Source organism: Streptomyces sp. Tue6028, assembly GCF_002300165.1.
GTDB classification, from domain to species: domain Bacteria; phylum Actinomycetota; class Actinomycetes; order Streptomycetales; family Streptomycetaceae; genus Streptomyces; species Streptomyces siamensis.
On record NZ_MLCE01000023.1, the window covers coordinates 173,099 to 197,228 of the forward strand.

The window sequence follows — 24,130 nt, forward strand, 5'->3', positions numbered from 1 at the left end:
TGTATCCGGGGCGGACCCTGATGCCCGTGTCCGCCGGGCGTGTGAACATCGATGGCATGCCGGATGCCGCAGCGATGCCCGTCGACGACCCGCGGCCCCCGCGCAAGCTCTACCGCAGCAGCGACGGACGCTGGCTCGGGGGCGTGGCGCGGGGGCTCGCCGGGCATCTCGGGCTGCCCGTGATCTGGGTGCGGCTCGTGTTCGTCGGACTGTTCATGGCGGACGGTCTGGGAGCGCTGCTGTATGCCGCGTTCTGGTTCTTCGTGCCGCTCGGTGTCGGCGGGGTCGACTCCGGACGCCCGCCCTCCTTCAGTACCGAGACCTCGCCGGACGGCCGCCGCAGACTCGTGGCCCGCAAGCCGGACCGGGGCCAGATCGTCGCGTTGCTCCTCATGGTCGTCGTGGCCATGATCTTCGTCGGCAATGTGAATCTCGGCGGGGGAGCCAAGGCGTATCTGTGGCCGACGGTCCTCGTCGGTGCGGGCGTCGCCCTGGTCTGGCGGCAGGCGGACAACGCCAGGCGGGCCCGCTGGGTGGAGGTCGGCCGCCGTCGTCGCACGCTCACGCTGCTGCGCTCCGCTGCCGGTGTCCTGCTCGTCACCGCGGGCGTGTCCGGGATATTCGTCCTCCAGGGCTCGGCCGCGCACCTCGGCTCCGTGCTCCAGGCGGCGCTGGCCGTCCTGGTCGGCATAGCGCTCCTCGCCGGCCCGTATCTCGTCCGCATGACGCAGGACCTCTCCGAGGAGCGTCTGATGCGCATCCGCGCCCAGGAGAGGGCCGAGGTGGCCGCCCATGTCCACGACTCCGTGCTGCACACCCTGACCCTGATCCAGCGCAACGCGGACAATGGCAACGAGGTGCGGCGACTGGCCCGCGCCCAGGAGCGCGACCTGCGCGCCTGGCTGTACAAGCCGGAGGGCACCGGGAAGGACGAGGCCGAGGAGCTCGACACCCTCGCCGAGGCGGTGCGCCGCAATGCCGCCGAGGTCGAGGACAAACACGGCGTCCCCATCGAGGTCGTCATCGTCGGCGACTGCCCGCTCGACGAGCGGATCGGCGCACAGATGCAGGCCGCGCGGGAAGCAATGGTGAACGCCGCCAAGTACGGTGGCGAGGGCGGCGCCGTACAGGTCTACGCCGAAGTCGAGGGCAGGACGGTCTTCGTGTCCGTCCGCGACCGCGGTCCCGGCTTCGACCTCGACGCGATACCCGCCGACCGCATGGGCGTTAGAGAATCGATCATCGGCCGCATGGAGCGCAACGGCGGCACGGCGCGACTGCGCGCGGTGCCCGACGGCGGCACTGAGGTCGAGTTGGAGATGGAGAGGGCGGAGAAGACGTCATGAGCGACGCGAACGGGCCTGTGGAGTCCGGCGGTTCTGCTGAGGAGACCCCTTCGGCCTCCGCGCCCCAAGGGGCCGCGGCCGGGGCCGGGCGCCATGTGCGCGTCGTGCTGGTCGACGATCACCGCATGTTCCGTACGGGCGTGCAGGCCGAGATCGGGCAGACCGAGCGCACCGGCGTCGAGGTCGTCGGCGAGGCCGCCGACGTCGACCAGGCGGTCACCGTGATCACCGCCACGCGCCCCGAGGTCGTGCTGCTCGACGTGCACCTGCCGGGCGGCGGCGGTGTCGAAGTGCTGCGCCGTTGCGCCCCGTTGATGGCGGACGCGGAGCAGCCGGTGCGTTTCCTCGCGCTGTCCGTGTCGGACGCCGCGGAGGACGTCATCGGCGTGATCCGCGGCGGCGCCCGGGGGTATGTCACCAAGACGATCACGGGCACCGACCTCGTCGACTCGATCTTCCGGGTGCAGGACGGCGACGCGGTCTTCTCGCCGCGGCTGGCCGGCTTCGTGCTGGACGCGTTCGCGTCGACCGACGCCCCGCCCGTCGACGAGGACCTCGACCGCCTCACCCAGCGCGAGCGCGAGGTGCTGCGCCTCATCGCCCGCGGCTACGCGTACAAGGAGATCGCCAAGCAGCTCTTCATCTCGGTGAAGACGGTCGAGTCCCATGTCTCGGCGGTGCTGAGGAAGCTCCAGCTGTCGAACCGGCACGAGCTGACCCGCTGGGCCACGGCGCGCCGGCTGGTCTGACCGGGCCGAGGTCCCGGACGCCGCGGGGCTCAGCCGAGCGGGCCGGGCTCCGCCGGATTCACGGCGACCGCCTTGAAGAACGTGTAGTGGAAGGTGCCGTCGTCGGCAGCCGCGCGACGGAGGTCGTCGATGCCCCGGTCCCAGTCGGCGGGGGTCGTCAGCCCGGCGGCGAGCGCGTCCTGGCGTACGGACTCGATCATGGCGATGAAGGTGCTGCGGGTGAAGCCGTTGACCAGGGCGGGACGGGAGCGGTCCGTGGAGACCGTACGGGGGCGGACCACGACCTGCTCGTAACCCGCGGCGGTGACGAGCGGGTGCAGCCGCCGGCCGATCAGCGCGTCGCCGCCCGCCGTGGACTGGAGCCGGACCAGACAGTCGACCGCCGCGTGCGCGAAGGCGCTGTCCGGGTGGAAGAACGTCGAGCCGTGGTCGCCCTCGATGACGGTGAGACTCCCGCCGGGCCGCAGCACGCGGCGCAGGGCGGCCAGGGCCTTGCGCGGGTGGGCCAGGTGTTCCAGGACGAAGCACACGAAGACATGGTCGAATTCGCCGTCCGGAAAAGGGAGTTCGAACAGGTCGGCCTGCTGCCAGGTCACCTGGGCCGCGGGCGCGTGGGTGCTGACGTGGGCACGGGCCTGGGCGAGCGACTCGGCCGAGACGTCGACCGCGGTGAAGCGCGCGCCGGGGCTCCGCGCCACCAGGTGCAGCGTCTGCGCACCCACCCCGCAGCCGGCCTCCAGGACCTTGCTGCCCGCCGGATAGGCCGTGCCGGAGTGCAGGAGCGCGGCGAGCGTGTCGGCCTGGTCTCCGAGACGACGGCTCTCGTGGGCGGAGTAGCCGTGGACGTAGTCGATGGGTGTGGTCATGAGACGAGCCTCGTCCGAGAATGGTCCGGTGGACAGGTCCAAAAGCGAGCCTGATGACGGGTCCATAAACGGTGGCCCGGTGGTGGGTGAGCCGCCGGGGACCGGCTTCCGGCACGGGGAGCGCGAGGGACGGGAAGAGCCCGGCGACAGGGCCGGTGGCAGGGCGGAGGGGTCCGACTTCCTGCAACTCGACATCGGGGAGGCCCCGTCCGGCGGCCGGGCCGACTGGCTGGCGGAACAGTTGCGGCGGGCGGTCTCCGACGGACGGCTGCCGCTCGGGAGCCGCCTCCCCGCGACCCGGGTCCTCGCCGCGGAGCTGCATGTCTCGCGCGGCGTGGTGACCGAGGCGTACCGGCGTCTCGCCGAGGACGGGCACGTGGCGGGCCGCGGCCGAGGCGGAACCGTCGTCGTGGCCGCCCCGGACCGCGCACCCCCGTCGCCCGGGCCGCGGGACTCCCGCCGACAGGCTTCTCGCCAGGACCTGTTCGGCGTTCCACCCGGTGAGGACGTCTTCGACCTCGTACGGTCCGCCCCCGCCCGTGTCGATCTCTCACCCGGCGTCCCCGATCTGGCCGCGTTCCCGCGGGTGGCCTGGCTGCGCGCCGAGCGGGAGGTGTTCGCCGGACTGCCCGCCTCGGGGTTCGGCTACGGCGACCCGCGTGGAACACCGCAGCTGCGCCGGGCCGTGGCGCACTGGCTGGCCCGGAACCGCGGCATCGCGGCCGACCCGGACGAGGTGATCGTCGTGGCGGGCACCGCACAGGCGCTGGCGCTGACCGGCCAGGTGCTGCGCGCGGAGGGGATCGAGGAGATCGCGGTGGAGGACCCCGGATCGCTCGGCGTGCGACAGCACCTGAACCGCCAGGGACTGCGTACGCCGCCGGTCGCCGTCGACGCCGAGGGAGTCCGCGTGGACCAACTGGCCGGGCACCGGGCCGTGTTGCTCACTCCGGCCCACCAGTTCCCGACCGGCGTCGTACTCGGCGGCGCGCGACGCAGGGAGCTGATGCGATGGGCCGCGGACGGCGGTCTGATCGTGGAGGACGACTACGACGCCGAGCACCGCTACGACCGGCCGCCCGTGCCCGCACTGCGGTCGATGCTGCCCGAGCGGGTCTGTTACGCGGGCAGCGTGTCCAAGCTGCTGGCCCCCGCGCTGCGGACGGGCTGGCTGCTCGCCCCCGCGGGGCTCCACGACGCGCTGGTGTCCGCGAAACGGTTCGCGGACCTCGGCAACGCCGCACTGCCGCAGCTCGTCCTGGCCCGGCTCATGGAGTCGGGTGAACTGGAGCGCCACCTGCGGCTGTTGCGGCGTCGGCACCGGCGCCGCCGCGACGTCATGATCACCGCGATCCGCGACCACCTGCCGGGCGCGGTGGTGCACGGTGCCGCGGCGGGACTGCACCTCCTGATCACCTTCGAGGAGGGCGCGGCGGCGGCGTGCGCGGACACCGAACTGGCCGCCGCCGCCCTGGCGCGTGGCGTCAAGGTCCATCCCCTGTCCTGGCACCGCCTGCGTCCCGGCCCGCCCGGTCTGCTCCTCGGCTATGCCGCCTCCCCGGCCACGGCCGTCACCGACGGTGTGGCGGCGATCGGCGCCGCGGTACGGGACATCCGCTGACACCGGCGGCGCACGGGGCTCAGGCCACCCGCGTGGCCCCCGCGAACGGCATCGAGTCGACCGGTGCGAGCCGCACCGGCGCCGTGGGATTCGGCGCGTGGATCATCTGGCCGTTGCCCACGTAGATGCCCACGTGGCTGATGCCCGAGTAGAAGAACACCAGGTCGCCGGGGCTGAGTTCGGAGCGGGAGACCCGTCGGCCGGCGTCGATCTGGGCGTACGTCGTGCGGGGCAGCGAGATGCCCGCGGAGCGGTAGGCGGCCTGGATGAGGCCGGAGCAGTCGAAGGCGTCGGGGCCGGTGGCGCCCCAGACATAGGGGCTGCCGAGCTTTCCGTAGGCGTACGACACGGCGGCCGCGGCACGGGAGTTGGGAGCCTTGGCCGAGCCGGACGGCGTCACGGATGTCAGGTCGCGGGCCGAGGAACGCGAGGCGTGTCCGATGCCGCCCGCCTCCCCGAGCGCCGCACGCTGTTCCTCACTGAGCTGTCCCAGCAGCCGCCGCGCCGAGGCGAGCTTGCCGTTGATGGTCTTCTTGTGCCGCTTCAGCTCGGCCTGCCGCGACTTGAGCGAGGCGACCTCGACGTGCGCGGCGCCGCGCAGCCGCTCGATCTCCTGCAGCCGCTTGCGGACCTGGGACACCGCCGTGGCCTGCCGGCTGCCCGCCCGTTCGGCGAACGCGGCACCTTCCAAGTACTGGTCGGGATCGTCGGAGAGCGCGAGTTGCAGCGCCGGGTCCAGGCCGCCGCTGCGGTACTGCGCCGCGGCCATCGAACCCAGCGCGTCACGCGCCGAGTTGAGACGGTCCTGCTTGCGCGCCACCTCGTCGCGCAGCTCGTCGAGCCGGCTCTGCGCCTTGTCGGCCTTCTCCTTGGCGCCGTTGTACTTCTCGGTGGCCACCTCGGCCTCCTCGTACAACTTGTCGACCTTGGCCTTCACCTGTGCGGGGGACAGCTGGGGATCGGCATGTCCGGTCCCGTCGAAGCCGGTCGCCGTGGCCGCCCCGGCGAGAGCGATGGTGGCGGCCGTGCGGGCCGTGTTCCCGCCGAGCGAGCGCTGTCTGGGCTTGCGGTGCGCTGCCACGAGGGCCCACATCCTTCCGTACGACCGCTCAGGGGATCGCGGTCAAGCGGTGGCGCGTCCGGCGGCGGCCCGCACAGGGGGAACGAGCCGCCGCCGGACCTTCTCGGCGGAGGTGGCCGACGGCCGTCCCTGGCCCGGACGGCGATGGGGAGCCGGTCACCTGGTGGAGGACGCTAAACCTGAGAGTGACGGGTTGGTAACAGCATGTACGGAACTGATGGGACTGGAGCGCCCGATGACCGGATGCGGCCGTGATCCCCGCCTGCCGTCACCGACTTCACGCGGTGCAATGACCGAAGCGCCGAATCCGGGGCATCCGGCGGCACTCCGGTGCTACGGGGTGCACGGGGTGGGCCGGTGCTGCGGGGTGCACGGGGTGGGCCGGTGACAAGCGGGGCAGAGGCATCCGATTAGGCTCCGGCCTCATGGACGTACTCATCCATCTCTTCGTCGGCCTGCACATCATCGGCATCGCCTCGCTCCTCGGTGGCTTCCTCACCCAGATGAAGGCGATGGGTCGGGGCACCGCCCGCTTCGTCCCCGCGATGCTGCACGGCGCGCTGACCATGCTGGTCACCGGTGTCGTGCTGGTCGGCCTCAACCAGGCCGACGACAACCCGGTCGACAACATCAAGATCGGCGTGAAGCTGGCCCTGCTGATCGTGATCCTGGGGCTGGTCTACGTGAAGCGGGACGACGAGCAGGTGGACAAGCGCCTCTTCGGGCTCGTCGGCCTGCTGACGACCGCCAACATCTTCATCGCCGTCCTCTGGACCTGACCGCGCAGCGGCCCCGGCAGGGCAGATGCCCGGGCGCGGCGAAGGCCTGAGCGCGGCGAAGGGGCGTCGCCGTCCGCTCAGGCCCGCTCGAACGCCGCCGCGGACCGGGCGGCCCCCACCGTGGCGGCCAGCCACGCCGCCACCGCGATCCACAGCAGCGCGTCCCCCCATCCCCGGAGCCAGGGGTAGTCGAGCGCGGACGACACGGTCAGGGCGGCCACCGCCGTCATCCCCATCGGGAAGACCGTCGCCCAGCGTCGTACGTCGTAGCGCGGGCGCGGCCAGATCAGCTCCGAGACGACGAGGACGCAGTACCAGGCGACCGCGAGGACCAGCACGACGACGGTCACGGTGCGCAGGACGCTCTGGTCGTCGTCGTTCCACAGGTACGGGTTCACGTGGTGCGCCGCGACGAGCTTGGCCCCGGCCAGCGCCGAGATGGCGAGCGCGCCGCCCGCCACCCACTGGTCCCCGGCCCCCCGCGCCACCTCGCGGATGTCGAAGTGCGCGTACGCCACCACGTACAGCACGAGACCGAGCCAGAACAGCACGAGCGCGGCGTGCGCGAGCCACGCCGGGCCGACGGCCACGGCGAGCGTGGCCGCCAGCACGGCGAGCCCCTGCGTGGCCACGCAGACGAGGAACACGCCTCCCGGCATCCGGCGCTTCCAGTGCCGTACGACGCACCACAGCAGCGCGGGCCAGAGCACGGCAGACAGGGCGAGCAGGGCCTCGGCGGCGACCTGCCCACCCAGGGCGGACAGGCGCGTCCCGAGCACGGTGGTCGCCGCGACGGCGGTGAGCCCGGCCGGCGTGTACGCCTCTCCCACCCAGCGCGGCCGTTCCCGCAGCAGCCGCAGGACGAAGTCCGCGGCGAGCCCGACCCAGGCCACGCAGGCCAGGACCAGCGCGATACGCGACAGCGTCTCGTGGTCGGCCATGTGCAGCCCGACCGAGACGATGCCCGTGGCCATCACGGCGGCACCGGCGGCGGGCGGGTGCTCCGCCCACCAGGCGCGGAGCTGGGAGAAGGCTGGCATGCGGACGATGCTATGGACCGACGGGCGAGTTGCCCGTGGGGCACGCGCGCGGGGCGCCCGATAGGCCCCACGCGCGCGTGCCCGCCACGGACCGCCGTCCGCGGGACGGCCTACGCCGGGCGCACCACGCTGTGGATCGCCGACGTGCCGTCGTAGTAGATCGACTCCTCGCGCACGTACGCGCCCGGCTTCGGCGCGTGGATCATCATGCCGTTGCCGATGTAGAGGCCGACGTGGCTGATGTCGTCGTAGAAGAACACCAGGTCACCCGGCTGCGCGTCGGAGAGGGAGACGGTCGTGCCCGCGTTCACCTGGTCGTAGGTGACGCGCGGGAGCGAGACCCCGGCGGCCTTCCAGGCGGCCTGCGTGAAGCCCGAGCAGTCGTACGAGTCCGGTCCGGTGGCGCCCCACACGTACGGCTTGCCGATCTGGGTGCGGGCGAAGGCGACCGCCTTGTCCGCCTTCGCCGTGGACGACGAGCCCGTGGTCGTCGAGCCGGTGGTCGTCGAGCCGGTGGAACCCGTCGAGCCCGTGGAGCCGGTGCTGGTGTCGCTGGACGACGACTCCTGTGCGGCCGCCTTCTTCGCGGCCTCGGCGGCGGCCTGCTGCTTCGCCAGTTCCGCCGCCTTGCGCGCGGCCTCCTCCTGCTTCTTCTTCTCGATCGCGGCGAGCCGGGCCTTCTCCTCCGCGGTCAGCTTCGAGAGCAGGTCGCGCGCCTCGGTGAGCTTGCTCTGGACGTCGGCCTTGGACTTCTTGAGCGCGTCCTGCGAGGAGGACAGCGTCTCCAGGCTCTTGGCGGCCTCCGTGCGCTTCTTCGTGGTGGCGGCCTGCTCGGTGACGTAGTCGTCGACGGCCGCCTTCTGGCGGGTGGTCAGACGGTTCATCAGCTGGGTCTGGTCGAAGTAGTCCTGCGGGTCGTCGGCGAGCAGGAGGGTCGCGGTGTCGGGGGCGGCGGCCCCGGTGCGGTACTGCGCGGCCGCGAACGAACCCAGTTCCTCACGCGCCGAGTTGAGCTTCTCGGTGCGCTTGGCGACGTCGTCGCGCAGGGTGTCGACGCGCTCCTGCTGCTTGGCCGTCTTCTCCCTGGTCGCGTTGTACTTCTCGGTGGCCGTCTCGGCCTGGTGGTAGAGGTCGTTGACCTTCTTCTCGACTTCTTCGAGGCTCGGCCTGGGCTCGGCGGAGGGGGACGCGTTCGCCGTCTGGGAGAGCAGGGCCACGGAGGTGAGGGCGGCCGTCGCGAGAGCGGGGGTACGTATGCCTGCCATACGCGAACCCGCGGGACGCCATTTGCGGTGCGACGCCAAGAGAGGCGACTCCTTCCGTCATCCGCCTACCGAGTTAGCTGTCGGGTTCGGGCGGGTGGATCCGGAAGGTTTGCCCTACGGTCCTTGCCCCACAAGGCAGTTGGACCGATTCACCCCAAGGTCGGTGGGTCCCCGGTTCCGGCCGCCGCGAGGGCAGGCCGAATTCGGCGGAGGCCGCACGGCCCGGCGATGTTCGCCGGTGGGGGTCGAGCGGCCTGTGCGGCACGCTAGCCAATTCGTGTGGCTGCTGTGAAGGTTGATGTGCGATATGCCCGATACATTTTCGTGACCTTGGCCATGAAAAGCGTCACTCTCACCGATCGTGGCCCGGAGGCTCTGGAGGGTGACGGAGATGAAGGGGTCTCGGCGGGGTGCGGGACGCACCGCGAGGGCTCTGAGGGTGATGTGAGTCACGGCGGAGACGGCGGAGGCGGCGGGGAGGGGCCTTCGGCGCGGGCGCGGGCGCGGGCGCGGGCGCGGGCGCGGGTGCCGGCACCGGCACCGGTGCTGATGCCGGAGTCGGAGCCGGAGCCGGCGCAGGGCACGGGGCTCGCGGAGTCAGGGCGGGCCGTGCGCTGGGCTCACGGAGCCGCGCGGGCGGCGCGAGAGGCTCAAGAGCCGCGCGGGCGGCGCGAGAGGCTCAAGAGCCGGGCGGGCGGGGGACGGGGTCGGCGGGCCCGGGAGCGGACCGCGGAGGGGCCGGGCTCACGGAGGCCGGTCCGGGAAGATCATCGGCTTCCATGGACCGCCGCGGAGACGGACGAGCACCCCGATCGGGGCGGACTTTCCGGGGCGGCGGCCGGTTGTCGGTGGGGCGGCCTAGACTCGGAGAGCGATGAGCAGCCTCTTTGACGACAGCTTCCTGGCGGACCTCAAGCCCTCCGGGGCCCACGAGGAAGAGCCCCCGCCGCCGCCCGAGGACGAGGCGCCGGAGCCGATTCCGGACGACCTGTTCGGCGGCCGCTTCGACCTGCCCCCGGCCCGGGACGCGTACTACCGCGACGGCGCGCACCGCCCTGCCCCGGACCCGGCGACGCTGCTCGACGGACTGAACGAGAATCAGCGCGCCGCCGTCGTCCACTCCGGCTCCCCGCTGCTCATCGTGGCCGGCGCGGGCTCGGGCAAGACCCGCGTGCTCACCCACCGGATCGCCCATCTGCTGGCCGAGCGGCACGTCCACCCCGGCCAGATCCTCGCGATCACCTTCACGAACAAGGCCGCGGGCGAGATGAAGGAGCGCGTCGAGCAGCTCGTCGGCCCGCGCGCCAACGCGATGTGGGTGATGACCTTCCACAGCGCCTGCGTCCGCATCCTGCGCCGCGAGAGCAAGAAGCTCGGCTTCACGTCGTCCTTCTCGATCTACGACGCCGCCGACAGCAAGCGTCTGATGGCCCTGGTCTGCCGCGACCTGGACCTCGACCCCAAGCGCTTCCCGCCGAAGTCCTTCAGCGCCAAGATCTCGAACCTGAAGAACGAGCTGATCGACGAGGAGGACTTCGCGAACCAGGCCGCCGACGGCTTCGAGAAGACCCTCGCCCAGGCCTACGCGCTCTACCAGTCCCGCCTCCGCGAGGCCAACGCACTCGACTTCGACGACCTGATCATGACGACGGTCAATCTGCTGCGCGCCTTCCCGGACGTCGCCGAGCACTACCGCCGCCGCTTCCGCCATGTCATGGTCGACGAGTACCAGGACACCAACCACGCGCAGTACGCCCTGGTCAGGGAGCTGGTGGGGCCGGCCGACAGCGACCCCGGCGAGCTGTGCGTCGTGGGTGACGCCGACCAGTCGATCTACGCCTTCCGCGGCGCGACCATCCGCAACATCCTCCAGTTCGAGGAGGACTACACGGACGCGACGACGATCCTGCTCGAACAGAACTACCGCTCCACCCAGACGATCCTCTCCGCGGCCAACGCGGTCATCGAGCGCAACGAATCACGGCGCCCGAAGAACCTGTGGACCAACGCGGGCGCCGGTTCCAACATCACCGGCTACGTGGCCGACACCGAGCACGACGAGGCCCAGTTCGTCGCCGACGAGATAGACCGTCTCACCGACGCGGGCGAGGCCAAGGCGGGCGACGTCGCCGTCTTCTACCGCACCAACGCGCAGTCCCGTGTCTTCGAAGAGGTCTTCATCCGCGTCGGCCTGCCCTACAAGGTCGTCGGCGGCGTCCGCTTCTACGAGCGCAAGGAGGTCCGGGACGTCCTCGCGTACCTCAGGGTGCTGTCCAACCCCGAGGACTCGGTCCCGCTGCGCCGCATCCTGAACGTTCCCAAGCGCGGAATCGGCGAGCGCGCCGAAGCGATGATCGACGCGCTGTCGCAGCGCGAGAAGATCAGCTTCCCGCAGGCGCTGCGCCGCGTGGACGAGGCGTACGGGATGGCGGCCCGCTCGACGAACGCGGTCAAGCGGTTCAACACGCTGATGGAGGACCTCCGGACGATCGTCGAGTCGGGCGCCGGCCCGGCCACCGTCCTGGAGGCGGTCCTCGAACGCACCGGCTACCTCGCAGAGTTGCAGGCCTCGACCGACCCGCAGGACGAGACCCGGATCGAGAACCTCCAGGAACTCGCCGCCGTGGCCCTGGAGTTCGAGCAGGAGTCCGGCGAGGGCGAGACCGCGGGAGGCCTCTCCGAGTTCCTGGAGCGGGTCGCGCTCGTCGCCGACTCCGACCAGATCCCGGACGAGGAGGACGGCAACGGCGTCATCACCCTGATGACCCTGCACACCGCCAAGGGCCTCGAATTCCCCGTGGTCTTCCTGACCGGCATGGAGGACGGCGTCTTCCCGCACATGCGCGCGCTGGGACAGGTCAAGGAGCTGGAGGAGGAGCGGCGCCTGGCCTACGTCGGCATCACGCGCGCACGGGAGCGGCTCTACCTCACGCGGTCGTCGATGCGCAGTGCCTGGGGCCAGCCCTCGTACAACCCGCCGTCCCGGTTCCTGGAGGAGATCCCGGCCACCCATCTGGACTGGAAGCGCACCGGGGCGATGGCTCCCGTGTCCTCCGGTCCGGCGTCGGGGATCGCCGCCTCGCTGTCGTCCTCGCGTTCGCGGTCCGCGGCCTCGGGGGCGGCCGGGTTCGCGACGCGGCGTGGGGTCTCGGAGAAGCCGGTGGTCTCGCTGGCCGTCGGTGACCGGGTCACGCACGATCAGTTCGGCCTCGGCACCGTCGTCGGCGTGAAGGGGACGGGCGCGAACGCCGAGGCGACGATCGACTTCGGCGAGGCGAAGCCGAAGCGGCTGCTGCTGCGGTACGCGCCGGTGGAGAAGCTGTAGCCCGGAGCCCGAGGGGCCTGTCGCTCGACAGGCCCGCCGGGCCCGGCCCGCCCGTAGGACACCTACGAGGGAGAGCGCCTACCACGGCGTACGGCTTCGCGGCGTCGTCGGCCGCGCCTCGGGAAGCGGGCCCGGGCTCGCGAGAGTGAGGCTGGTCCCGGGGCAAAAGCGCTGCGAGGCCGGGACAGTGGTGTGGGCCCGGGGCCGTTACGTCGGGTCAAGTCCGTGGCTGCGCAGCCACGGCAGCGGGTCGATCGCCGAACCGCCGGCCGGCCGGACCTCGAAGTGCAGGTGCGGGCCGGTCGAGTTGCCGGAGTTCCCGGAGAAGGCGATCTGGTCGCCGGCCTGCACCGCGGTGCCGGAGGCGACCTTGTACGTGGAGAGGTGGCAGTACCACGTCTCCGTGCCGTCCTTCGCGGTGACGATCATCATGTTCCCGTACGCGCTGTTCCACTGCGTGCGGACGGTTCCGTCGGTCGCGGCCATCACCGGCGTGCCGTACGAGACCGGGAAGTCGATGCCCGTGTGCACGGACATCCAGTTGATGCCCGCCTGGCCGAAGTAGGCGCTGAGGCCCTTGTGCGCCACCGGGATGGCGAACTTGGGACGCAGCCGCTCCTTGCGGGCCGCTTCCTCCGCCGCCTTCTTCTTGTCGGCCGCCTGCTGGGCCTTCAGGTCGATACGTTCCTGCGTGCGGCTGGCCCGGTCGGCGAAGTCGTCCGCGCCCGCGGACAGACTCTGGAGCTGGGTGTCCAGCTTGTTGTTGGCGGTGGACGGCTTCACGGCCGTGGGGTCCGGGGCGCTCGCCGTGGTGTCCTTGCCATCGTCCCCGCCGAGGTTGCCCACGGAGGCGGCGGCGATGCCGGCGACGCCCATCACGCAGGCCGAGGGAACGGCGACGGTCAGCAGAGCGGAACGTTTCGCGGGGCTGCGGCGACGGGAGCGGGAGCCCGAGCGCGACGCGGCACGGGGGGTCGGGACGACCTCCTCCATGTCGTCGAGCAGCGGGGCCTCGTAGTCGCCGTCGTCGTCGGCCGGTGCGTCCACGTCGTCGGTGAAGGACTCGAACTCGTCGTCCGCATCGATGTGTTGGTCGTACGAGACGTGCTCGAAGGTGGCGGTCGCCTGCTGCTCGAAGGGCACGGACGCATGCGTCTCGGGCTGCTCGTACGCCTCGGCGTGGCCGTGCGGCTGCTCGTACGTCTCCTGCTGGGCGAGCTGCTGCTCGTACGCGTCCTGCTGCGGATACTCGTACGCCTCGTACGGGTCGTGGCCGCCGGCGGTGTTCCACTGCGTGGCGTCGTACGCGCCCGTCTCCTGGGCCGGCGCGCTCCACTGCTGGGAGTGGTCGACCGACGGGTCCGGCTGGAGCCAGGCACCGGCGTCCCACTGTCCCGACGCCTCCGGGCTCGGGTGCTGCGCGGGGATGTCGGCCAGCTGCTGGTAGCCGGACGCCCATGCAGTCGTCTCGTAGCTGCCGGTGTCGTAGGCCGCCTGGTGCTGCGCCGCGTACGGGTCGTAGTTCAGCGTCTGGTGGCTGCCGGTGCCCCACTGCGTGGCGTCGTAGGACCCCGTGCCCTGGCCCGACATGTCCCCGAAGAGGGGGTCGGCCTCGAAGGTCGCGGTCGCATAGGAACCGGTCGCGCCGGCACCCGCGTCATAACCATGGGCGGCGTAGGCGTCGTACGTGGTGAAGTCGCCGTACTGGGCATCCTGAGCGCCGTACGACGCATGGAGCGCCGAGGCGGCATCGGAGGCCGGAGCCGGGGGAGTCACGGTCCCCGACGGGTGACGGTCGTTCACCAACTTCTCTTTCGCCTCGACAACAGGGGCTGGCAGAGCAGTGCGGCGACTGTACCCGGCGGTACGCGGGCGCGACAATCTTCGTCAGGTTTCCCGTTCTCGGGAAACGGGCATTCGGCCGTGTTTCGGGGGAGTGTGGGCACGACTTTGGCCTGGTGTTCGATGAATGTTCGAAGCGCCAGGGGTGTCGTGGGGCTGTCCGACGGGTGTCGTGGGGCCGTTCTCCGGGTGCCGGCGACCGTGAAGTGACGGCGACGAGCGCGTCAAACGGCCGTCGCGCGAACGCCGACGGCGGTCACGCGGCGCCCACCGCCGCGCGACCGCCGGCCGTCGTCACGCGACCGTCAGACCTCCCGCCCGGCTGGCCGTCCGGATGTCGGCCTCCTCCATGTCGAGCGCCTGCCGTATGCCGGTCGCCACGGCCGGGTGCACCGGCAGGGCGAGATGGCCGACGCCGCTCACGCGGACGTTGTGCGCGAGCAGGTCGGGGTGGTCGACGCAGGCCGACTCCAGCGGGTCCATCAGATGGTCCAGATCGCTCCAGAAACTGACGAACTGGGTCCGGCAGCCCGGTGCGGGCATGGCCAGTTCCTCGATCACCTCGGAGCCGGGGCGCATCTGACGCACGATCGGGTGCGCGTTCATCAGCGGGGCGACCCGGGTGCCCGAGTGCGGGGTGCCGAGCGTGACGAGGGTGCGGACGTGGGCGTCGCCGCCGAGGCACTGCGCGTAGTACCGCGCGATCAGGCCGCCGAGGCTGTGCCCGACGATGTCCACCCGCGGATGGCCCGTGCGCTCGCAGATCTCCTCGATGTGCCGGCCGAGCAGTTCCGCGGCGGTGCGGATGTCGCACGTCAGCGGCGAGTAGTTGAGGGACTCCACGTGCTGCCGGCCGTGCTGGGCGAGGTTGCGGCGCAGCAGGACGAAGACGGAGCGGTTGTCGATGAAGCCGTGCAGCAGGACGACCGGGGGCTTGGCCTCGGTGGGGAGCTGCGCCGTGTCGGGTGAGGGGAGCGCGGGAGTGGAGCGGCGCTCCTGGACGATGCCGGAGGGGTAGAGGAGGAGGTGACCGGCGAGGATCGCGATCTCCAGAGCCGTCGCTTTCAGGAGGGTCACTGAAAGCCCGGCCAGTCTGCTCGGAAGCAGAAGCTGACAGAGGGGGAGAAAGGGCGTCGCTGCCCTGGTGACCTTCATGGCCGACCTCCAGTCGGCACGCGGCAGGACCGCTCCGTCCCCCGTGTGCCCTCATGGAGAGCCGTGGTGGTGGCGGTGACCGACAGCGCGTGCGCGGTGCACCGTGCACCGTGACGCTACGTGGCGCCCTGCCGGGGGAAGTGATTGGACTCCTCGCCGTCGGTGCGACCCTGCGGCGGTGTCGTGGAGCCGTCCTCGTCGTCCCGTGGTTCTCGTACCGGCCTGGCTCCTTGCTGTCGGACCGTCCCCGGTGCCCTCATCGCCACGGTGTCCCGCTGACGCCGTGGTGGCGAGGCCACCTGTGCGGCTCTCCTGTGCGCAGGGCTCCGGCCGAGGCCTGTGTGCCGCACGTCCGTGCGGCGCTGGTGCCGCCGGATTCGGAGCGATGCGCGGCGAACTTGTCCCAGTGTGTGATTTCCCCCTCGGTCTCCACCGCGAAACTGCCGGGTGCGGGATGCTGGCGATAACGTTCGTTCACTTACCCGGCCGTAGGCCCCGGGGCGCCCGGGCTGCGAGGCACATCCGGTGTGGTGAGCGGCAGATTCTGCGATATGTGTGAATAGTCAGTAGTCGGTGGCCATGTGTCGGCAGTCACAATCGGTGTCGGTGCAGGTTGATGTAGTCGGTTCATGGAGGCAGTGATGGGTGTGGCAGCCGGTCCGATCCGCGTGGTCGTGGCAAAGCCGGGGCTCGACGGCCACGATCGCGGGGCCAAGGTGATCGCGCGGGCGCTGCGCGACGCCGGTATGGAGGTCATCTACACCGGGCTCCATCAGACCCCTGAGCAGATCGTCGACACCGCGATCCAGGAGGACGCCGACGCGATCGGCCTCTCCATCCTCTCCGGTGCCCACAACACGCTCTTCGCGGCCGTGATCGAGCTCCTGAGGCAGCGCGACGCGGAGGACATCAAGGTCTTCGGCGGCGGCATCATCCCCGAGGCGGACATCGCCCCTCTCAAGGAGAAGGGCGTCGCGGAGATCTTCACCCCCGGCGCGACGACCGTGTCGATCGTGGACTGGGTGCGGGCCAACGTGAGGCAGCCGGCGGAGGCGTGACGCTCTGCGGTCGTCCTCGGCCGGGATGCGGCTCGGGGTTGTCTGCGGCTGCCTGTGGTTGCTTGCGGCGCCGGGCGGTCGGGCGGTCTGTCGGGTGGCCGGCCGGGGTGTGACGCTCGGGGGTCGCCCTCGGGCGGATCGAGCCGGGCGTGGCGCGGTCTGGTCCAGCACGGCGAGACGGACCGTGGCGTTCGGCCGAGCCGCCGACCGACCACGGTGCAGGCTGTCCGGCTACGGCTTCCGGGACGAGCCCCGTGCGCGCGGCGCACGGGGCTCGTTGCTGTCCCGGGGGGCCGATGTCCAGGGGACCCGGGCGACCCGGGGGACCGGGGCTGCGATGTGCGCCACCGGGGCGATCGGTGGCGCCGGCTGTGGGCGCGTGGATGTGGGCGGGGGCCGGTACGCGTCCTCCATTTGGGTGCGGGCCGGGCCTGGCGTGCTTCGAGGGTGGGTCGGGGGCCGGTGGGCCGGGTGCCGTCCCCCGTGCGCCCGTTCGGGTGCTGCCATCGAGGTGGACTGGGCTGGGTGATCCCCCGGATGTGGGTCGGGCTGGGTGAGCCCGCCGATGTGGGTCGGGTGGGGCGAGGCCGCCGAGGTGGGCCGGGCTGGGTGAGCCCCCCGCCTTGGTCCGGCGGTCCCGGTGCCGTCCCCCGGTGCGGCCGTTCGGGCGATGCGCCGTGGTGGGCGTGCTGGGTGAGCCCCCGATGTGGGCTGGGCGGGGAGAGGCTCCCCGACAGGGGCCGGGCGGTCCCGGTGCCGTCTCCTGGTGCGCCCCGCCGTGGTCCGGCGGTCGCGGTGCGCCCGTCGGGCGATGCCCCGTGGTGGGCGTGCTGGGGCGAGGCTCCCCGACAGGGCCCCGGCGGCGAGACGCTGCCGAAGCGGGCCCGGTCGGTCGCGGCCCCTCACGGCGGGCCGGCGGGGCGGGGCACCTCACGGCTCCCCGAGCTCGGAGGCCATCGCCGCGCGCAACCGCAACGTGGTGACGAGGCGCTGGAACGCCTCGGCCCAGTAGCTGCCGGCTCCCGGCGCCGCGTTCTCCGACTCGTCGGGCACGGAGGTGAGCCCTTCGAGCCGCCCCGCCTCCGCCGGGTCCAGACACCGCTCCGCGAGCCCCATCACCCCGCTGAAGCTCCACGGATAGCTTCCGGCGTCCCGCGCGATGTTGAGCGCGTCCACCACCGCCCGCCCCAGGGGCCCCGCCCAGGGCACCGCGCACACCCCCAGCAGCTGGAACGCCTCCGACAGCCCGTGCGTCCCGATGAACCCCGCCACCCACTCCGCGCGCTCCGTGGAGCCGAGCGTGGCGAGCAGCTTCGACCGCTCGGCCAGGGAGACCGCCCCGGGCCCCCCGGCCTCCGGCGCGGCCGGCGCGCCCAGCAGCGCCCTGGACCATCCGGGATCACGCTGGCGCACCGCCGCCCGGCACCAGGCGGCGTGCAGCTCGCCCTGCCAGTCGTCCGCGACGGGCAACGCCACGATCTCCTCCGGCGTGCGCCCCCCGAGCCGCTTCTGCCAGACGCGCAGCGGGGCCGCCTCGACCAACTGGCCCAGCCACCAGGACCGTTCACCCCGACCGGTGGGCGGCTTGGGCACCACTCCGTCCCGCTCCATGCCGGCGTCGCACTCGTGCGGAGCCTCGACGACGATCGTGGGCGTGCCCCGCGTACGGTCCACGGCCACGCACGAACCGGCCCGTGCCGCCATCCGGGCCGCGAGCGCGGAATCGGGCAGCGCGGACAGGAGCTCCGCGGCCGTCGCCCGTACGTTGCGGCTGCGGTCCGTCAGCGCCCGCTCCAGGAAGGGCTCGTCGGCCGGGCACAGCCCGGACCGCAGCGAATCGAGGAACATCAGCCGGTCCTCCGCCCGCTCCGTCGCCCACGTCGTGGTCAGCAACTCCCTTGCGGCATCGGGATCATGGGCGCGTATCGCGGCGAGCAGCGCGACCCGCTCCGCGAACAGTCCCTCCTGCCACAACCGCTCGACCCGCTCGGTCTCCTCCGGGCCCGGCAGCGCGGCACCACCGCCCGGTGCCGAGCGCAGCGCGAACCGCCACTCCGGGTTCAGCCGCGCCAGCCACACCGCCCGCGGTCCCGCGAAGGCCAGGGCGGCCGGCCGCAGATCCGTGCGGCCGCGGGCCGCGTCCAGGAGCGCGGGCAACGCCTGAGGGGGTGCCGCGAAGCCGCGCGCGTTGGCCAGTTGGAGCCACTGGGGCAGCAGCTCCATCAGGTCCGGTGCCGTCCCCCTGCGGCCCCCACCTCCCGTGCCCGGCCGGTCCGCGAGCAGCATCGCCAGCCTGCGGGCCGCCGCGGGCGGCAGCGACGGCCGGGCATCCCGCGCCGCCGGCTCCGGGCGCGCCGCGGCCCGCGCGGGGCGGACGCCGGCCCGCCGCCGCAGCGTCTCCACGGCGGCGGCGTCCAGCAATGTCACCGGTGCCTCCCGGCCGGGCCGCAGTCCCGGCGGCGTACGCCGCTCCGTGCCGAGCAGCGCCACGGTCACGAGCTCCTCCCAGGAGCCACCGGCGGGCGCGTCCGCCGGGGTCGAGGTCGTGTTCATGAGCGTCCTTTCCGTACGGATGGGGTGTGGCCCGTGCGGGTGGTGCCGGCCGGCCGTGCCGTCAGCACAGGGGCACCGCGTCCCCGGCGCCCTCCGGCCAGGCCGTCAGCGGGGTGAAGCCGCGGTGGCCGCACTCGCCGAAGACCGTGACCGGCGCGCCGCCGGAGAGCGCGACCAGACGCCAGAGATCGGGACGGGAACGGGAGGCCGGAGTGAGAGGCAGGGCCAAGTCCCCATCGGTGTCCGCCAGTTGCCAGGTGTCGCCGTCGGGGGTGGGCACCACCCGGTCCAGGGTGACCGGGTACGAGTCCAGCCACGGGTCGGCCCGCAGCGCTTCGCCGTAGCGCTCGACGGCCTGAAGGGTGGTCGTGCCCGGCGGCCGTATCGTCGCGGGCGCCGGAGGCGTGAACTGCTCGCCGAGCGCGGCCCGCAGCTGACCGGCGCCCGGATAGGCGGACACCTCCGCCTCGAAGGCCAGCCCCACGGGCAGCGCCAGTTCGGGTGCGCGGCCGGCCGCCCCATAAGAGAGGAGCAGGGCCGCACGCCCGGACTCCGCGCCGTACAGCCAGATCCTGCGCGTCGTGAGCCGGGCGTCCGACGTGTCGTACTGCGCGAGGACCAGCCAGCGGTCCCGCACCGGCCGACCGTCCGCCGAGCCGGACAGGCCGACCCGTGAACGGACCGTCGCGGCCAGGCCGTCCGGCAACAGCTCGCGCCGCAGCCAGCCCTGGTCGAGGAGGTGCAGCAGCGCGCACTCCTCCAGCAGGCGCACGGGCCAGCCGGGCCCGGACGACGGGATCGCCCCCAACTCCCGTACCCGCGCGGCCAGGCCGGGCGCCTGCGCGTCGACCATGCGGGCCGCCGTCTCCTCCCACATCCCGTATCCCGCCTGCTCGGCCGTGGCGAGGCCGCCGCGCAGCAGGTCGGCCAGCCGCTGCTCCAACTCGGCCGCACCGGCCGTGATCCGCTCGGCGCGCCGCTCCGCCCTGCGCCGCGCCGCTTCCGGATCACCCGCCGAGGACGCTCCAGATGCCCCGCCCGCCGTCCTCTTCTCCGAGCGCGCTCTTCGTCCTTCTATCCACTGCTCGGCCCAGTCCGGTGCCTGCGCATGCGGCACCGTGCCGTCGCCGCCCGCCCAGAGCAGCAGCAGCCCCAGCGCGTGCTTGCACGGGAACTTCCGGCTCGGACAGCTGCACTTGTAGGCGGGCCCGGTGGAGTCCGCGATGTCGATGACCGTCTGATACGGCTTGCTGCCACTTCCCTTGCACAGTCCCCACACGGTCCCCTCGTCAGAACTGCCCGCCTCGGACCACGGCCCGGCCGCGCCGAGTTTGCTTCCCGCCTTGCGTGACGCGGCGTCAGGCGCCAGTGCCAGCACCTGATCCGCCGTCCAGCGCACCCCCTGCTGTGTCATGCCATCGAAGGTAGGTCCCGCCACTGACAATCGACCCTCGCGAAGCCGTTTGTGCAGGTCAGAGCGCATTGTCAGTGCCGTGGTGCACGGTGGAACCAGATCCGAACCGGCCGAGCTGGAGGGGGACCGAGCCATGTCCGTGTCCGTTGAACCGACGTCCGCCGAGGCGCCCGCGGAAGAGTTCGCGGGAGCCACTGTCGAGGGGGCGGCCGAGGCGCTGCGACCGCACGCCGAGCACGCCTTCGCGGCCGAACTCGACGCGCTGGCCGCGCAGGACGACCGCCCGCGCCCGGCCCGCTGGCGGCTGTCGCCGTGGGCCGTGGCGACCTATCTGCTGGGCGGCACCCTGCCGGACGGCACGGTGATCACACCGAAGTACGTGGGGCCGCGCCGTATCGTCGAGGTCGCCGTCACCACGCTCGCCACCGACCGCGCCCTGCTTCTGCTCGGCGTGCCGGGCACGGCCAAGACCTGGGTGTCCGAGCACCTGGCCGCAGCGGTCAGCGGCGACTCGACGCTGCTCGTCCAGGGCACGGCGGGCACGCCGGAGGAAGCGATCCGGTACGGCTGGAACTACGCGCAGCTGCTCGCGCACGGCCCGAGCCGCGACGCTCTCGTGCCCAGCCCGGTCATGCGGGCCATGGCCGAGGGCATGACGGCCCGCGTGGAGGAGTTGACCCGTATCCCCGCCGACGTGCAGGACACGCTGATCACGATCCTGTCCGAGAAGACCCTGCCCATCCCGGAGCTGGGCCAGGAGGTGCAGGCGGTCCGCGGGTTCAACCTGATCGCCACGGCCAACGACCGCGACCGCGGGGTCAATGAACTGTCGAGCGCGCTGCGCCGCCGGTTCAACACGGTGGTGCTGCCGCTGCCGGAGAGCGCCGACGCGGAGGTCGACATCGTCTCGCGCCGTGTCGAGCAGATCGGCCGCTCCCTCGACCTGCCCGCCGTGCCCGACGGCATCGACGAGATCCGTCGCGTCGTCACCGTCTTCCGCGAGCTGCGCGACGGGGTCACGGCCGACGGGCGCACGAAGCTGAAGTCGCCCAGCGGCACGCTGTCCACCGCCGAGGCGATCTCCGTCGTGACCAACGGCCTCGCCCTGGCCGCCCACTTCGGGGACGGCGTCCTGCGGGCGGGCGACGTCGCGGCAGGCATCCTCGGCGCCGTCGTCCGGGACCCGGCGGCCGACCGAGTCATCTGGCAGGAGTATCTGGAGGCGGTCGTCCGTGAGAGGGACGGCTGGAAGGACTTCTACCGGGCCTGCCGCGAGGTGAGCGCATGAGCGGAGCCCGGAGCGACCGGGAGCGGGGGCCGCTGCTGCTCGGCGTGCGGCACCACGGGCCTGGTTCCGCGCGAGCCGTGCGCGCCGCGCTGGACGCGGCGGCACCCCGGGTCGTGCTGATCGAGGGGCCCCCGGAGGCGGATGCGCTCGTCCCGCTCGCCGCCGACGAGGACATGCGGCCCCCGGTCGCCCTCCTGGCCCATGTCGTGGACGAGCCCGGCCGCTCGGCCTTCTGGCCGCTGGCCGAGTTCTCGCCGGAGTGGGTGGCGATCCGATGGGCGCTGGACCACGGAGTCCCGGCCCGCTTCATCGACCTCCCGGCAGCCCACACGCTGGCATGGGGAGACGGGGACTCTCCGCGGGAGAAGGAAGAGGAGCGGCGGGAAGAGAGAAAAGAGGAACAGAAGGAGAAACAGAAGGAGGGGGAGCAGGAAGAGGCGGAGAAGAAAGAGGAGAAGGAGAGCGGCGAGGAGGAGCGGAGGCGCGACGGTGAGGGGCCGGAGCGCAACCAGGAGTCGTCCCCCGCGGTGGAGGTGACCGAGGCGGCCGTACGGATCGACCCCCTGGCCGTCCTCGCCGAGACCGCGGGCTATGACGACCCCGAGCGCTGGTGGGAGGACGTCGTCGAGCACCGGGCGGGCGCGAGGGGAGACCCGTTCGCTCCGTTCGCCGTGCTCGAAGAGGCGATGGGCGCGCTCCGGGAGGCGTACGGGGTCGGCGGGCACGACCGGGACCTGGTGCGCGAGGCGTACATGCGACTCCAGATCCGGGCGGCCCAGCGCGAGTGCGGGGACGACGTGGCCGTCGTGTGCGGCGCCTGGCACGTGCCCGCGCTGCGCCGGAAGACCACGGTCGGTGCCGACCGGGCGCTGCTCAAGGGCCTGCCCAAGGTCAAGCCCGACCTGACCTGGGTGCCGTGGACGCACCGCCGGCTCTCCCGCGTCAGCGGGTACGGCGCGGGCATCGACTCCCCGGGCTGGTACGGGCATCTGTTCAGCGCCCCCGACCGCCCGGTCGAGCGGTGGATGACCAAGGTGGCCCGGCTGTTGCGCGAGGAGGACCAGGGGGTCTCCTCGGCCCATGTGATCGAGGCGGTGCGGCTGGCCGACACGCTCGCCGCGATGCGTGGCCGCCCCCTGCCGGGCCTCACCGAGACCACCGATGCCGTACGGGCCGTGATGTGCGAGGGCTCGGACGTCCCGCTGTCGCTCGTGCGGGACCGGCTGGTGGTCGGCGACGTGCTCGGGGAGGTGCCGGAATCGGCGCCCGCCGTGCCGTTGCAGCGCGACCTGGCACGACTCCAGCGGCGGCTGCGGATGAAACCGGAGGCGCTGGAGCGGGAGTTGGAGCTGGACCTGCGCAAGGAGACCGACGCCGGGCGCAGCAGACTGCTGCACCGTCTGCGGCTCCTGGGCGTGTCCTGGGGTGAGCCCTCGGCGTCGCGCGGCAGCACCGGCACGTTCCGGGAGACCTGGCGGCTGCGCTGGGAACCGGAGCTGTCCGTACGGGTCGCCGAGGCCGGCGTGTGGGGCACGACGGTACTGGCCGCCGCCACCGCCAGAGCCGAGGCGGACGCCGTCTCGGCGCCTTCGCTCGCGGACGTCACGGCGCTCTCCGAGCGCTGCCTCCTCGCCGAACTGCCCGAGGCGCTGCCCGTCGTGATGCGGGTCCTCGCCGACCGGGCCGCTCTCGACGCGGACGTCGGCCATCTCGCACAGGCACTGCCCGCCCTCGTCCGCTCCCTGCGGTACGGCGACGTGCGGGGTACGGACACCCACGCCCTCACCGGGGTGGCCGAGGGTCTCGCCGAGCGGATCTTCGTCGGACTGCCGCCGGCCTGCGCTTCCCTCGACGCGGAGGCCGCCGAGGAGATGCGGCGTCATGTGGACGCGGTGCACGGCGCGGTCGGGCTGCTGGCGGAGACGCTCACGACGTCACCGGCCGGCTCCCCGTCCTCCGGCGGTTCCCCGCCGTCCGGCGGCTCCCCGTCCCCCGGCGGTTCCTCGCCATCGAGCGGCTCCCCGTCCTCCGGCCGGGCTGACCCGTCCGTCGGCATCCGCCACCGCTGGCACTCCGTGCTGCGGGTGCTGACCGCCCGCGACATGGTCCCGGGGGTGGTCCGGGGACGGACCGTGCGACTGCTCCTGGACGACGGGGAGTTGGCGCAGGACGAGGCCGCCCGGCTGATGGGGCTGGTGCTGTCGCCGGGGACGGCACCCGGGGACGCGGCCGCGTGGATCGAGGGCTTCGTCGGAGGCGGCTCCGGTGGCGGAATGCTGCTCGTGCACGACGAGCGGCTGCTCGGGCTGGTGGACGCGTGGTTGACCGGCGTGCCCGCGGAGGCGTTCACGGACGTACTGCCGCTCCTACGGCGGACGTTCTCGGCGTACGAGGCCGGAGTGCGCAGAACGCTGGGCGAACTGCTCAGGCGCGGCCCGCGTGCGGCGGGGAGCACCGAGGCCACCGCCTCCGGGATGCCCGGGTTCGCGCCCGGCCTCGACCTGGGGCGCGCGGACGCCGTGCTGCCGGTGCTGAGCCTGCTGCTCGGGCTGGACGAATCCGATGACGTGACCGACCTGGACGACCTTGTGGAGGCGGCCCGATGACCGCACCGTTGAACCCGCCCGGCACGCCCACCACTACACCCGGCACGCCCGGCGCACCTGGCACGACCACCAGCCCCACCGCCGGCACCACCGCGCCCGGCACCGTCGCCACCCCCGGTCCGGCTGCGGTGACCGACGCGGC

Annotated in this window: 16 protein-coding genes and 1 riboswitch; of the genes, 8 read left to right on the top strand and 8 right to left on the bottom strand. The window is 72.7% G+C overall.

Annotated elements, in window-relative coordinates; all coding sequences use genetic code 11:
* The first annotated feature begins 20 nt into the window (after positions 1 to 20).
* Together BKI49_RS22755 and BKI49_RS22760 are read left to right on the top strand one after the other, a co-directional pair.
* Complete coding sequence (locus tag BKI49_RS22755; protein WP_095936305.1) at positions 21 to 1,346, top strand: ATP-binding protein; 1,326 nt, start codon at positions 21 to 23, stop codon at positions 1,344 to 1,346.
* Positions 1,343 to 2,095 (top strand): LuxR C-terminal-related transcriptional regulator, encoded by a 753-nt coding sequence (locus BKI49_RS22760; RefSeq protein ID WP_095936115.1) that lies wholly within the window; start codon positions 1,343 to 1,345, stop codon positions 2,093 to 2,095. Before BKI49_RS22755 ends, BKI49_RS22760 begins: the two co-directional genes overlap by 4 nt.
* Before the next feature lie 29 nt (positions 2,096 to 2,124).
* Here BKI49_RS22760 and BKI49_RS22765 read toward each other — a convergent pair whose 3' ends face one another.
* Positions 2,125 to 2,961, bottom strand: coding sequence for a methyltransferase domain-containing protein (locus tag BKI49_RS22765; RefSeq protein WP_095936116.1), 837 nt, complete (start codon positions 2,959 to 2,961; stop codon positions 2,125 to 2,127).
* On the opposite strand from BKI49_RS22765, the gene pdxR reads away from it, so the two are divergent.
* The gene (gene pdxR / locus BKI49_RS22770; protein ID WP_095936117.1) at positions 2,960 to 4,582 is read left to right on the top strand and encodes a MocR-like pyridoxine biosynthesis transcription factor PdxR; all 1,623 of its coding nucleotides are present in this window, start codon (positions 2,960 to 2,962) and stop codon (positions 4,580 to 4,582) included. The genes BKI49_RS22765 and pdxR overlap by 2 nt on opposite strands.
* Positions 4,583 to 4,601: 19 nt before the next feature.
* On the opposite strand, the gene BKI49_RS22775 is transcribed toward pdxR, so the two are convergent.
* Positions 4,602 to 5,663 carry a C40 family peptidase gene (locus BKI49_RS22775; protein ID WP_095936306.1) on the bottom strand — a complete coding sequence of 354 codons (1,062 nt, stop codon included), beginning with the start codon at positions 5,661 to 5,663 and terminating at the stop codon, positions 4,602 to 4,604.
* Between the two features lie 425 nt (positions 5,664 to 6,088).
* Between BKI49_RS22775 and BKI49_RS22780 the strand changes: the two genes are divergently transcribed.
* Positions 6,089 to 6,442 (top strand): hypothetical protein, encoded by a 354-nt coding sequence (locus tag BKI49_RS22780; RefSeq protein WP_095936118.1) that lies wholly within the window; start codon positions 6,089 to 6,091, stop codon positions 6,440 to 6,442.
* A gap of 77 nt (positions 6,443 to 6,519) precedes the next feature.
* Here the strand turns inward: BKI49_RS22780 and BKI49_RS22785 are convergent, their stop codons facing one another.
* Both BKI49_RS22785 and BKI49_RS22790 read right to left on the bottom strand, forming a co-directional pair.
* Positions 6,520 to 7,482, bottom strand: a complete 963-nt coding sequence (locus BKI49_RS22785; protein ID WP_095936119.1) for a tellurite resistance/C4-dicarboxylate transporter family protein — start codon at positions 7,480 to 7,482, stop codon at positions 6,520 to 6,522.
* Between the two features lie 110 nt (positions 7,483 to 7,592).
* Complete coding sequence (locus tag BKI49_RS22790) at positions 7,593 to 8,786, bottom strand: C40 family peptidase (protein WP_095936120.1); 1,194 nt, start codon at positions 8,784 to 8,786, stop codon at positions 7,593 to 7,595.
* A gap of 8 nt (positions 8,787 to 8,794) precedes the next feature.
* A riboswitch (cyclic di-AMP (ydaO/yuaA leader) is annotated at positions 8,795 to 8,966 on the bottom strand.
* 655 nt (positions 8,967 to 9,621) lie between these two features.
* Here BKI49_RS22790 and pcrA point away from each other — a divergent pair.
* Positions 9,622 to 12,072, top strand: coding sequence for a DNA helicase PcrA (pcrA, locus tag BKI49_RS22800; RefSeq protein ID WP_095936122.1), 2,451 nt, complete (start codon positions 9,622 to 9,624; stop codon positions 12,070 to 12,072).
* Between the two features lie 207 nt (positions 12,073 to 12,279).
* Here pcrA and BKI49_RS22805 read toward each other — a convergent pair whose 3' ends face one another.
* Together BKI49_RS22805 and BKI49_RS22810 are read right to left on the bottom strand one after the other, a co-directional pair.
* Positions 12,280 to 13,875 carry a M23 family metallopeptidase gene (locus BKI49_RS22805; protein WP_095936123.1) on the bottom strand — a complete coding sequence of 532 codons (1,596 nt, stop codon included), beginning with the start codon at positions 13,873 to 13,875 and terminating at the stop codon, positions 12,280 to 12,282.
* Positions 13,876 to 14,208: 333 nt separating this feature from the next.
* Positions 14,209 to 15,069, bottom strand: a complete 861-nt coding sequence (locus BKI49_RS22810) for an esterase/lipase family protein (protein ID WP_095936124.1) — start codon at positions 15,067 to 15,069, stop codon at positions 14,209 to 14,211.
* 641 nt (positions 15,070 to 15,710) lie between these two features.
* On the opposite strand from BKI49_RS22810, the gene BKI49_RS22815 reads away from it, so the two are divergent.
* Positions 15,711 to 16,127, top strand: coding sequence for a coenzyme B12-dependent isobutyryl CoA mutase small subunit (locus BKI49_RS22815; protein WP_095936125.1), 417 nt, complete (start codon positions 15,711 to 15,713; stop codon positions 16,125 to 16,127).
* A gap of 930 nt (positions 16,128 to 17,057) precedes the next feature.
* On the opposite strand, the gene BKI49_RS22820 is transcribed toward BKI49_RS22815, so the two are convergent.
* Together BKI49_RS22820 and BKI49_RS22825 are read right to left on the bottom strand one after the other, a co-directional pair.
* The gene (locus BKI49_RS22820; protein WP_095936126.1) at positions 17,058 to 18,680 is read right to left on the bottom strand and encodes a DUF5691 domain-containing protein; all 1,623 of its coding nucleotides are present in this window, start codon (positions 18,678 to 18,680) and stop codon (positions 17,058 to 17,060) included.
* 61 nt (positions 18,681 to 18,741) lie between these two features.
* The gene (locus BKI49_RS22825) at positions 18,742 to 20,094 is read right to left on the bottom strand and encodes an SWIM zinc finger family protein (RefSeq protein WP_095936127.1); all 1,353 of its coding nucleotides are present in this window, start codon (positions 20,092 to 20,094) and stop codon (positions 18,742 to 18,744) included.
* A 133-nt stretch (positions 20,095 to 20,227) separates the two neighbouring features.
* Here BKI49_RS22825 and BKI49_RS22830 point away from each other — a divergent pair, with 133 nt between their 5' ends.
* Together BKI49_RS22830 and BKI49_RS22835 are read left to right on the top strand one after the other, a co-directional pair.
* Complete coding sequence (locus BKI49_RS22830; RefSeq protein ID WP_095936128.1) at positions 20,228 to 21,382, top strand: ATP-binding protein; 1,155 nt, start codon at positions 20,228 to 20,230, stop codon at positions 21,380 to 21,382.
* Positions 21,379 to 23,988: a DUF5682 family protein gene (locus tag BKI49_RS22835; protein ID WP_095936129.1), complete on the top strand. Its 2,610-nt coding sequence runs from the start codon at positions 21,379 to 21,381 to the stop codon at positions 23,986 to 23,988. Before BKI49_RS22830 ends, BKI49_RS22835 begins: the two co-directional genes overlap by 4 nt.
* Positions 23,989 to 24,130 lie beyond the last annotated feature (142 nt).

Bases quoted from the DNA above. Each gene is read 5' to 3' on its own strand.
- BKI49_RS22820 (WP_095936126.1), bottom strand. From the start codon at position 18,680: ATGAACACGACCTCGACCCCGGCGGACGCGCCCGCCGGTGGCTCCTGG.
- BKI49_RS22830 (WP_095936128.1), top strand. From the start codon at position 20,228: ATGTCCGTGTCCGTTGAACCGACGTCCGCCGAGGCGCCCGCGGAAGAG.
- BKI49_RS22835 (WP_095936129.1), top strand. From the start codon at position 21,379: ATGAGCGGAGCCCGGAGCGACCGGGAGCGGGGGCCGCTGCTGCTCGGC.
- BKI49_RS22825 (WP_095936127.1), bottom strand. From the start codon at position 20,094: ATGACACAGCAGGGGGTGCGCTGGACGGCGGATCAGGTGCTGGCACTG.
- BKI49_RS22765 (WP_095936116.1), bottom strand. From the start codon at position 2,961: ATGACCACACCCATCGACTACGTCCACGGCTACTCCGCCCACGAGAGC.
- pcrA (WP_095936122.1), top strand. From the start codon at position 9,622: ATGAGCAGCCTCTTTGACGACAGCTTCCTGGCGGACCTCAAGCCCTCC.
- BKI49_RS22815 (WP_095936125.1), top strand. From the start codon at position 15,711: ATGGGTGTGGCAGCCGGTCCGATCCGCGTGGTCGTGGCAAAGCCGGGG.
- pdxR (WP_095936117.1), top strand. From the start codon at position 2,960: ATGAGACGAGCCTCGTCCGAGAATGGTCCGGTGGACAGGTCCAAAAGC.
- BKI49_RS22780 (WP_095936118.1), top strand. From the start codon at position 6,089: ATGGACGTACTCATCCATCTCTTCGTCGGCCTGCACATCATCGGCATC.
- BKI49_RS22755 (WP_095936305.1), top strand. From the start codon at position 21: ATGCCCGTGTCCGCCGGGCGTGTGAACATCGATGGCATGCCGGATGCC.
- BKI49_RS22785 (WP_095936119.1), bottom strand. From the start codon at position 7,482: ATGCCAGCCTTCTCCCAGCTCCGCGCCTGGTGGGCGGAGCACCCGCCC.
- BKI49_RS22760 (WP_095936115.1), top strand. From the start codon at position 1,343: ATGAGCGACGCGAACGGGCCTGTGGAGTCCGGCGGTTCTGCTGAGGAG.
- BKI49_RS22810 (WP_095936124.1), bottom strand. From the start codon at position 15,069: ATGAAGGTCACCAGGGCAGCGACGCCCTTTCTCCCCCTCTGTCAGCTT.